The organism is Pseudomonas sp. 2VD (genome assembly GCF_005503585.1).
GTDB lineage: Bacteria > Pseudomonadota > Gammaproteobacteria > Pseudomonadales > Pseudomonadaceae > Pseudomonas > Pseudomonas aeruginosa.
The window spans coordinates 1-10,379 of record NZ_SCND01000221.1 but is presented as its reverse complement, the minus strand read 5'-3'; the positions used below and the strand labels follow the sequence as shown (position 1 = coordinate 10,379).

At 65.0% G+C, this 10,379-nt stretch carries 9 protein-coding genes; 4 read left to right on the top strand and 5 right to left on the bottom strand.

Annotated elements, in window-relative coordinates; genetic code table 11:
- Nucleotides 1–27 precede the first annotated feature (27 nt).
- The 4 genes from serS to ftsK all read right to left on the bottom strand — a co-directional run bounded on the left by serS (nt 28) and on the right by ftsK (nt 5,852).
- Nucleotides 28–1,308: a serine--tRNA ligase gene (gene serS, locus FFS27_RS21345; RefSeq protein WP_003097631.1), complete on the bottom strand. Its 1,281-nt coding sequence runs from the start codon at nt 1,306–1,308 to the stop codon at nt 28–30.
- Nucleotides 1,309–1,429: 121 nt separating this feature from the next.
- Complete coding sequence (locus FFS27_RS21340; RefSeq protein WP_003097632.1) at nt 1,430–2,755, bottom strand: replication-associated recombination protein A; 1,326 nt, start codon at nt 2,753–2,755, stop codon at nt 1,430–1,432.
- 9 nt (nt 2,756–2,764) lie between these two features.
- Nucleotides 2,765–3,391: an outer membrane lipoprotein chaperone LolA gene (gene lolA, locus FFS27_RS21335; RefSeq protein WP_003090414.1), complete on the bottom strand. Its 627-nt coding sequence runs from the start codon at nt 3,389–3,391 to the stop codon at nt 2,765–2,767.
- A 25-nt stretch (nt 3,392–3,416) separates the two neighbouring features.
- Nucleotides 3,417–5,852: a DNA translocase FtsK gene (gene ftsK, locus FFS27_RS21330; protein WP_003131123.1), complete on the bottom strand. Its 2,436-nt coding sequence runs from the start codon at nt 5,850–5,852 to the stop codon at nt 3,417–3,419.
- A 227-nt stretch (nt 5,853–6,079) separates the two neighbouring features.
- Here ftsK and trxB point away from each other — a divergent pair, with 227 nt between their 5' ends.
- The 4 genes from trxB to infA all read left to right on the top strand — a co-directional run bounded on the left by trxB (nt 6,080) and on the right by infA (nt 8,833).
- The gene (gene trxB, locus FFS27_RS21325) at nt 6,080–7,030 is read left to right on the top strand and encodes a thioredoxin-disulfide reductase (protein WP_003090421.1); all 951 of its coding nucleotides are present in this window, start codon (nt 6,080–6,082) and stop codon (nt 7,028–7,030) included.
- 37 nt (nt 7,031–7,067) lie between these two features.
- Nucleotides 7,068–7,748 (top strand): leucyl/phenylalanyl-tRNA--protein transferase, encoded by a 681-nt coding sequence (gene aat, locus FFS27_RS21320; RefSeq protein WP_003131120.1) that lies wholly within the window; start codon nt 7,068–7,070, stop codon nt 7,746–7,748.
- A 54-nt stretch (nt 7,749–7,802) separates the two neighbouring features.
- On the top strand, nt 7,803–8,510 hold the full coding sequence (locus FFS27_RS21315) for an arginyltransferase (protein WP_003097644.1): 708 nt from the start codon (nt 7,803–7,805) through the stop codon (nt 8,508–8,510).
- A gap of 104 nt (nt 8,511–8,614) precedes the next feature.
- The gene (gene infA, locus FFS27_RS21310) at nt 8,615–8,833 is read left to right on the top strand and encodes a translation initiation factor IF-1 (protein ID WP_002553999.1); all 219 of its coding nucleotides are present in this window, start codon (nt 8,615–8,617) and stop codon (nt 8,831–8,833) included.
- Between the two features lie 81 nt (nt 8,834–8,914).
- Here the strand turns inward: infA and FFS27_RS21305 are convergent.
- On the bottom strand, nt 8,915–10,379 hold a 1,465-nt coding region (locus FFS27_RS21305; protein ID WP_137952194.1), incomplete at its 5' end, for an AAA family ATPase.

The window sequence follows — 10,379 nt, the reverse complement described above, 5'->3', positions numbered from 1 at the left end:
GAGTGGAACAGCGGCAGGAAATCCATGTCAGCCGATCACCTCGATGCCAGCCATGTAGGGCTTGAGGACTTCCGGCACACGGATCGAGCCGTCCGCCTGCTGGTAGTTCTCCAGTACCGCCACCAGGGTGCGACCGACGGCCAGGCCGGAGCCGTTGAGGGTGTGCACCAGCTCGGGCTTGCCGGTTTCCGGATTGCGGTAGCGGGCCTGCATGCGCCGGGCCTGGAAGTCGCCGCAGTTGGAGCAGGAGGAAATCTCGCGGTACTTGTCCTGGCTGGGAACCCAGACTTCCAGGTCGTAGGTCTTGGTCGCACCGAAGCCCATGTCGCCGGTGCACAGCGCCAGCACCCGATACGGCAGCTCGAGCAGTTGCAGGACGCGCTCGGCGTTGGCGGTCAGGCCTTCCAGCGCCTCGTAGGAGGTGGCCGGATCGACGATCTGCACCATCTCCACCTTGTCGAACTGGTGCTGGCGGATCATGCCGCGGGTATCGCGCCCGGAGGCACCAGCCTCGCTGCGGAAGCACGGGGTATGGGCGACAAACTTCAGCGGCAACTGCTTGGCATCGAGGATCTGCCCGGAGACGATGTTGGTCAGCGAAACCTCGGCGGTCGGGATCAGGTAGAGGTCGGCTTCGCCGTCGCGGCCGATCTTGAACAGGTCCTCCTCGAACTTCGGCAACTGGCCGGTGCCTTGCAGCGCCGGAGCCTGGACGAGATAGGGGGTGTAGGCCTCCTCGTAGCCATGCTCGGCGGTATGCAGGTTGATCATGAACTGCGCCAGGGCGCGATGCAGGCGGGCGATCGGGCCGCGCATGAGGGCGAAGCGCGCGCCGGAAAGCTTGGCGGCGGTCTCGAAATCCAGCCAGCCGTGCCGTTCACCGAGGGCGACATGGTCCTTGACCTCGAAATCGAAGGTCTTCGGCGTGCCCCAGCGACGCACTTCGACGTTGGCGTCCTCGTCGGCACCGACCGGCACCGACTCGTGCGGCAGGTTGGGAATGCCCAGCAGCATGGCATCCAGTTCGCCCTGGATGGCGTCCAGCTGGCGCTTGCCTTCCTCCAGCTCGGAGCCCATGCGGTCGACATCGGCCAGCAGCGGCGCGATGTCCTCGCCACGTTGCTTGGCCTGGCCGATCGCCTTGGAGCGCGCGTTGCGCTCGGCCTGCAGTTGCTCGGTACGGGTCTGTACCGACTTGCGCTGCTCTTCCAGCGCTTCGATGCGCGCGACATCCAGTTGGAAGCCACGGGTGGCCAGGCGGGCAGCCACTTCTTGCGGCTGGGTGCGTACCAGTTTGGGATCGAGCATGCTCTTTTCTCGTCTCGTGTCGGTTATCGGCGGTTCGTGGCCCGGTTGGCGCTTCGCCGGCCCCGGCGACGTCATCGACGCCGTCGCGGAAGCCTGGCTAGCTCCGCCGAGCCCATACCGCTCAGGATTTTCTGCGTTGGCGGGGACTGGTGCGATCCAGCTCGGCCAGGTGTTCCAGCTTGTCGCGGATCTTCAGTTCCAGGCCCCTCGGCACCGGTTGATAGTAACGCCGCGGCTCCAGATCCTCGGGGAAATAATCCTCTCCGGCGGCATAGGCATCCGGCTCGTCGTGGGCGTAGCGGTATTCCTCGCCATAGCCGAGGCTCTTCATCAATTTGGTCGGCGCGTTGCGCAAGTGCAATGGCACTTCCCGCGAGCCGCTTTCGGCGACGTCGCGCATCGCCGCGTTGAACGCGCTGTACACCGCATTGCTCTTCGGCGCGCAGGCCAGGTAGACGATGGCCTGGGCCACCGCCAGCTCGCCTTCGGGGCTGCCCAGACGCTCCTGCACGTCCCAGGCCGACAGGCACAGGCCGAGAGCGCGAGGATCGGCGTTGCCAACCTCCTCGCTGGCCATGCGCACCACCCGCCGGGCGATGTACAGGGGATCGCAGCCACCGTCGAGCATGCGCGCGAACCAATAGAGTGCCGCGTCGGGATTGGAGCCGCGCACCGACTTGTGCAGCGCGCTGATCTGGTCGTAGAACGCCTCGCCACCCTTGTCGAAACGCCGGCGGGTGTCGCCGAGCAGATTCTGCAGCAGTTCGGGACTGATCTCGCTGCCGTCCTCGGCGAGGTCGGCAGCATTCTCCAGCAGGTTCAGCAGGCGCCGCCCATCGCCGTCGGCGGCGGCCAGGAGAACCTGGAAGCTCTCCTCCGGCAGCCTCAGCTTGCGCTTGCCGAGGCCCTTGTCCTCGTTCAGCGCGCGGCCCACCAGCTTGCGCAGGGCGGCTTCGTCGAGGCTCTTGAGGACATACACGCGAGCCCGCGAAAGCAGCGCATTGTTCAACTCGAAGGACGGGTTCTCGGTGGTCGCGCCAATGAAGATCAGCGTGCCGTCTTCCACATAGGGCAGGAAGGCATCCTGCTGGCTCTTGTTGAAGCGGTGCACCTCATCGACGAACAGGATGGTCCGGCGCCCGTATTGCGCCGCGTGCTGCTTGGCCACCTCGACCGCCTGGCGGATCTCCTTGACCCCGGACAGCACCGCGGAAATGGTCTCGAAATGGGCGTCCGACACCTGCGCCAGCAGCCGCGCCAGGGTGGTCTTGCCGACTCCCGGCGGGCCCCAGAAGATCATCGAGTGCAGCGCGCCCTGCTCCAGCGCCTCGCGCAAGGGCTTGCCGCGGGCCAGCAGGTGTTCCTGCCCCACGTACTCGTCCAGGTTTGCGGGCCTCAGCCGTGCCGCCAGGGGCTGCGCGACGGGCTCGCTGCGGAACAGATCCACGGCTTGCGCTTACTCCTGGATCACGTCGACGCCCGGCGGAACGTCGAAGGTGAATTGCTTGGCATCCAGCGCCTCGTTCATCTTCACGTCGAAGAACAGGATGTTGGTGCGCTGGCCGACGCCATCGATCATCTGCATGTCGTTCACCTTGCCGCTGCGGAACGACAGGCGCAAGGTGTCGAAGAGGGTGTCCTTGGTCTTCGGCTTGAGCACGAAATCGACTACGTTGCCGCCTTCCTTGTAGGTGATGGCGAAGCTTTCGCTGATCTTCGAGATGTCGCCGGAGAGCAGCAGCGCCGGCGTCTGGGTCAGGCGCTGATCGAGCTTCTGGATGGTCACCTGCTCCAGGTCCGGGTCGTACAGCCAGACCTTCTCGCCGTTGGAAATGAGCAATTGCTCGTTCGGCGCATCGGTATGCCAGCGGAACAGTCCCGGCCGCTTCAGGCTCAGTTGGCCGGCGGTTTCCTGCAGGCGCGTGCCGCTACCGTCCAGGGTCAGCTGGGAAAAACGCGCGGTCAGGGTCTGGGCCTTGTTCAGCAGGCCGGTCAGGCGCTGGACGGCGGCGCTGTCGTCGGCATGGGCCAGCGAAGCGCCCATGGCCAGGGCGGCAACGAACAACGTGCGGATCAGTCGCATCGGAATCCTCTAAAACCTGTCGGGTTCAATCACGAACCGGCGCCGGCGCGATGACTTCGCGGGAGCCGTTGGTATTCATCGGGGTGACCACGCCGGCCATCTCCATCGCCTCGATCATCCGCGCGGCGCGGTTGTAGCCGATCTTCAGCTTGCGTTGCACGGCGGAGATCGATGCCCGGCGACTCTCGGTGACGAAACGTACCGCCTCGTCGTAGAGCGGGTCGTCCTCGCTGCCTTCGCCGGAGCCGTCGCCGCCATCGAAGGAACCGCCACCGCCGCCGCCTTCGTCGACGCCAGCGAGGATGTCCTCGATGTAGTCGGGCGCGCCGCGCAGCTTCCAGGCCTCGACCACCCGGTGCACCTCGTCGTCGGAAACGAAGGCGCCGTGTACGCGAATCGGCAGGCCTGTGCCCGGCGGCAGGTAGAGCATGTCGCCGTGGCCGAGCAGTTGTTCGGCGCCCCCCTGGTCGAGGATGGTGCGCGAGTCGATCTTGCTGGAGACCTGGAAGGCGATCCGGGTCGGGATGTTGGCCTTGATCAGGCCGGTGATCACGTCCACCGACGGCCGCTGGGTCGCCAGGATCAGGTGGATACCGGCCGCCCGCGCCTTCTGCGCGATACGGGCGATAAGCTCCTCGACCTTCTTGCCGACGATCATCATCATGTCGGCGAATTCGTCGACCACCACCACGATGGTCGGCAGGGTGCTCAGCTGCGGCGGCTCGTCGTCCGGGCTTTCGCGACGGAACAGCGGGTCGGTCAGCGGCGTGCCGGCCTCCTCGGCGTCCTTCACCTTGCGGTTGAAGCCAGCCAGGTTGCGCACGCCCATGGCCGCCATCAGGCGGTAGCGCCGCTCCATCTCCGCCACGCTCCAGCGCAGGGCGTTGGCGGCTTCCTTCATGTCGGTGACCACCGGGCAGAGCAGGTGCGGGATCCCTTCGTAGATCGACAGTTCGAGCATCTTCGGGTCGATCATGATCAGTCGCGCCTCACTCGGCGTGGACTTGAACAGGATCGACAGGAGCATGGCGTTGACCCCCACCGACTTACCGGAGCCGGTGGTACCGGCCACCAGCAGGTGCGGCATCTTCGCCAGGTCGGTGATGATCGGCCGACCGCCGATGTCGTGGCCCAGGGCCAGCGGCACGGTGGACTTGTGCTCGTCGTACTCCGGCGACGACAGCACTTCGGAGAAGCGCACCATCTGCCGGTCTTCGTTGGGAATCTCGATGCCGACAGTGGTCTTGCCGGGAATCACTTCCACCACCCGCACGCTGATCACCGCCAGCGAGCGCGCCAGGTCCTTGGCCAGGTTGGAAATGCGGCTGACCTTGACCCCCGCCGCGGGCTGGATCTCGAAACGGGTGATCACGGGGCCCGGATGCACCGAATCCACGCTGACCTCGACGCCGAACTCCTTCAGCTTGATCTCCAGCAGGCGCGACATCGCCTCCAGCGACTCGGGCGAGTAGCTCTTCTGCTTCACTTCCGCCGGGTCGAGCAGCGACAGCGGCGGCAGGGTGCCCTCCACCGCCGTATCGACGAACAGCGGCGCCTGCTTCTCTTTCAGCACGCGCTTGCTCGGCTCCGGGGCCTTCGGCGGCGGTGGCGGATCGATCTTCGGCGGCGGGCGCTTCTCCCGCTCGCTCATGTGCTTGGCCAGGGCCTCTTCGCGTTCCAGCAGGCGCTCCTTGGCCTTGGACTGTTCGCGGCGGTCCGGCACGCTCGGCGCCACCACCTCGGCGACGCGCTCGTCGACCTCGCGCAGTTGCGCGACCAGTTGCTTGCGCTCGGCGCGCGCGCCCATCCAGCGATTGAAGGCGTTCTGGATCAGTTCGAAGAAGTCCAGGGTGATCTTGCCGGTGACATCCATCACCTTGAACCAGGAGAGGTCGGCGAACACCGTCAGGCCGAAGAGGAACAGGGCAAAGAACACCAGCGTGCTGCCCTGCACGTTCAGCGCATCCACCGCGACGCGGCCCAGGCTCTGGCCGATGGCGCCGCCGGCCGAGGCGCTGGCCGGCATGTGGCCGCTGGCGTGGAAATGGATGTAGGCCAGTGCCGAGCCGGCCAGGATCAGGAAGATCAGCCCGACCAGGCGCCAGGAAAACAGCCAGGTGTTCCATTCCCACGGAAGGTTGCGGCGGCGGAATACCTGCCAGGTCTTGATGCCCAGCAACAGCGGAAAGAGGTAGGCGAAGTAGCCGAGCGTCATGAACAGGATATCGGCGGATACCGCACCGAGCCGACCGGCGGCATTCTGCACCTGGTCAACCTGGCTCGAGTGACTCCAGCTCGGATCGGCCGGGTCATAGGTGAGCAGAGCCATCCACAAGTAGAGGCAGAGCGCGCCCAGCGCGATCAGGACCCCTTCCTTCAGGCGGGAATGCAGTTGCTGACGCCATGCGGCGGCATGGCTCGCGGTGGTCGAATCCTTCAAATCGCTATTTTTCCTGCGCACGGCTGGTGCTTTAGAAGCTGTCTTGGTCAAAACGCGCCTATTGTACGGCTTTAGGGAAACTCTGAAAAATCACACCCGAAATCAGCGGCAATCCGTGCGTGGCTGATCCCGGCCCCGGGGTTTTGCCGGCCTTTTGCGGATAGGTGTAGCATAGCCGGCAGAACTCTTCAGGCGGCTCCATTGGAGCACGCATTTTCTTATGTGACAAAGGCTTATGGAGTCTTTTTATGAGTGAAGTCAAGCATTCGCGCCTCATCATCCTGGGCTCCGGTCCGGCCGGCTATACCGCCGCCGTGTACGCCGCACGCGCCAATCTCAAGCCAGTGGTGATCACCGGCATCCAGCCAGGCGGCCAGCTGACCACCACCACCGAAGTCGACAACTGGCCGGGCGACGTCGAAGGCCTTACCGGCCCGGCGCTGATGACCCGCATGCAGCAGCACGCCGAGCGTTTCGACACCGAGATCGTCTACGACCACATCCACACCGCCGAGTTGCAACAGCGCCCCTTCACACTGAAGGGCGATAGTGGCACTTATACCTGCGATGCATTGATCATTGCCACCGGTGCCTCCGCGCAATACCTGGGCATGTCGTCGGAAGAAGCCTTCATGGGCAAGGGCGTTTCCGCCTGCGCCACCTGCGACGGCTTCTTCTACCGCAACCAGGTGGTCTGCGTGGTCGGCGGCGGCAATACCGCCGTCGAGGAAGCGCTGTACCTGGCCAACATCGCCAAGGAAGTCCACCTGATCCACCGTCGCGACAAGCTGCGTTCGGAGAAAATCCTCCAGGACAAGCTGTTCGACAAGGCCGAGAACGGCAACGTGCGCCTGCACTGGAACACCACCCTGGACGAGGTGCTGGGCGACGCCAGCGGCGTCACCGGCGTACGCCTGAAGAGCACCATCGACGGCAGCACCAGCGAACTGTCGCTGGCCGGCGTGTTCATCGCCATCGGCCACAAGCCGAACACCGACCTGTTCCAGGGCCAACTGGAAATGCGCGACGGCTACCTGCGGATCCACGGCGGCAGCGAAGGCAACGCCACCCAGACCAGCATCGAAGGCGTGTTCGCCGCCGGCGACGTGGCCGACCACGTCTACCGCCAGGCCATCACTTCCGCCGGCGCCGGCTGCATGGCCGCGCTGGATGCCGAAAAATACCTCGACGACCATTGATCGGACCCGGGGGAGGCCCGCCCTCCCCTACCCCGCCATGCTGACCTGGCTTTCCCGCACCGACTTCGACTTTCCGCCCCTCGACAAGGCCCTGCAGGAGCCCAACGGGCTGCTCGCGGCCGGAGGCGACCTCAATCCGCAACGCCTGGTCGCAGCCTATCGCCACGGCTGTTTCCCCTGGTACCAGGATGGCCAGCCGATCCTCTGGTGGTCGCCCGACCCGCGCACCGTCCTGTTCCCCGACGAACTGCACGTTTCCCGCAGCCTGGCCAAGTGCCTGCGCCAGCAACGCTTCGAAGTCACTTTCAACCATGACTTCCGGGCGGTGATCCAGGCTTGTGCCGCGCCGCGTGACTACGCCGACGGCACCTGGATCACCACGCCGATGCAACTGGCCTACCAGGAGCTGCACCTGCGCGGAATTGCCCACTCCGTGGAAGTCTGGCAGGAGCGACAACTGGTCGGCGGCCTCTACGGCCTGGCCATGGGCAGGCTGTTCTTCGGCGAATCGATGTTCAGCCGCGCCGACAACGCTTCCAAGGTCGGCTTCGTCACGCTGGTCCGCCATCTGCGCGACGCCGGCTTCGTCCTCATCGACTGCCAGATGCCGACCCGCCACCTGCACAGCCTGGGCGCCCGCGCCATCAGCCGGGGGGAATTCGCCGACTACCTGCAACGCTATCGCGACCAGCCTCCTACCGGCGACCTGGATTTTTAGGCGAGTTTCCGTGCCTGGCATAAACTTGCTTATGGGTCCCTGCTGGAGTTCACCATGACCGAACTCGCCCGACTGAAGTTCTACGCGACGCAACCGCACCCGTGCAGCTACCTGCCCGAGGAGCAGGCAACCACCCTGTTCCTCGATCCCAGCCAGCCCATGGACACGCAGCTGTACGCCTCGCTGTCGGAAGTCGGCTTCCGCCGTAGCGGCGACCATCTCTATCGTCCGCACTGCCAGCATTGCACCGCCTGCATCGCCGCGCGCATACCGGTCGCCGGCTTCAGCCCGAACCGCCAGCAGCGGCGCATCCTCAAGCGCAATGCGGAACTGCAGGTGATCCGCAAGCGACCGAGCTTCAACGAGGAGTACTACGACCTCTATCGGCGCTACATCGAGCAACGCCACGCCGACGGCGACATGTATCCGCCCAGCCGCGACCAGTTCGCCACCTTCCTGGTCCGCGACCTGCCCTTCTGCTGCTTCTTCGAGTTCCGCCTGCATGGCCGCCTGCTGGCCATAGCCGTGACGGACGTGCTGCCGAACGGACTCTCGGCCGTCTATACCTTCTACGATCCCGACGAAGAGCAGCGCAGCCTGGGACGCTATGCGATCCTCTGGCAGATCGCCGAGACCGAACGCCTGGGCCTGCAGGCCGTCTACCTGGGCTACTGGATCAAGAATTGCCGCAAGATGAACTACAAAACCCAGTACCGGCCCATCGAACTGTTCGTCAACCAGCGCTGGGTCGCCCTCACCTGATAGCCGTGTGGCGCTATTGTCGATTTTCTGGCACAATGCACGCCGCTTTTCACGGCCCACCTCTCATTGAAAGGGCCACCCATAGATACCGAGGGCTCTACTGCATGTCGAAAGAAGACAGCTTCGAAATGGAAGGTACTGTCGTCGACACCCTGCCCAACACCATGTTCCGTGTGGAGTTGGAAAATGGGCACGTCGTCACCGCGCACATCTCCGGCAAAATGCGCAAGAACTACATCCGCATCCTCACCGGCGACAAGGTCCGCGTGGAACTGACGCCCTACGACCTGAGCAAGGGCCGCATCACCTACCGCGCCCGCTGAGTCGACACGAGCCGCTGCGGCTCGCCGATTGCAAAAGAAAACGCCCGGCATCTGCCGGGCGTTTTCGTTGCCGCGCTCGGATCAGGCGGGCTCCGCCGCCGTGATCTCGAACTCGAAGGCCAGCTCGTCGCCCTTCAGGTCGACATGCACCAGGCCGCCATGCTCGGCCAGCTCGCCGAACAGGATCTCCTCGGCCAACGGCCGCTTGATCTTGTCCTGGATAAGCCGCGCCATCGGTCGCGCACCCATCTGCACGTCGTAGCCCTTCTCCGCCAGCCAGCCGCGCGCCGCATCGCTGACCTCGAGCTGGACGCGCTTGTCCTCCAGCTGCGCCTGCAGCTCGGTGAGGAACTTGTCGACCACGCTCTTGATCGTCTCGGTGCTCAGGCGGCCGAACTGGATGATGGTATCCAGGCGGTTGCGGAACTCCGGGGTGAAGCTCTTCTTGATCACTTCCATCGCATCGGTGGTGTGATCCTGCTGGTTGAAGCCGATCGACGCGCGCGCCGCCACTTCTGCGCCGGCGTTGGTGGTCATGATCAGGATGATGTTGCGGAAGTCCGCCTTGCGCCCGTTGTTGTCGGTCAGGGTGCCGTGGTCCATCACCTGCAGCAGCAGGTTGAAGACCTCCGGGTGAGCCTTCTCGATCTCGTCGAGCAGCAACACGCAGTGCGGGGTCTTGGTGATCGCCTCGGTGAGCAGGCCGCCCTGGTCGAAGCCGACGTAGCCCGGAGGCGCACCGATCAGCCGCGACACGGTATGCCGCTCCATGTACTCGGACATGTCGAAGCGCACCAGTTCCACGCCCAAGGCCTTCGCCAACTGCCGCGCCACTTCGGTCTTGCCCACGCCGGTGGGACCGGCGAAGAGGAACGAGCCGACCGGCTTGTCCGGCGCCTTGAGCCCGGCCCGGGACAGCTTGATCGCGGTGGACAGCGACTCGATGGCGTCGTCCTGGCCGAACACGGTCAGCTTGAGGTCGCGTTCGAGGTTGCGCAGCAACTCCTTGTCGGAGGTGGTGACGTGTTTCGGCGGGATCCGCGCGATCTTCGCCACGATATCCTCGACCTGCGCCACCTCGATGCGCTTCACGCGCTTCTCTTCCGGCTGCAGGCGCTGGTAGGCGCCCGCCTCGTCGATGACGTCGATGGCCTTGTCCGGCATGTGCCGGTCGTTGATGTAGCGCGCCGCCAGCTCGGCCGCGGCGCGCAGCGCCTCGTCGCTGTACTCGATGTGGTGATGCTGCTCGAAGCGCCCCTTGAGGCCCTTGAGGATGCCATAGGTGTCTTCCACCGACGGCTCGGTCACGTCGACCTTCTGGAAGCGCCGCGCCAAGGCCCGGTCCTTCTCGAAGATGCCGCGGAACTCCTGGAAGGTGGTCGAGCCGATGCAGCGGATCTCGCCCGAGGACAAGACCGGCTTGAGCAGGTTGGAGGCGTCCATTACCCCGCCGGATGCCGCACCGGCGCCGATGATGGTATGGATCTCGTCGATGAACAGCACCGCGTGCGGGCGCTTGCGCAACTCGTTGAGCAAGGCCTTGAAG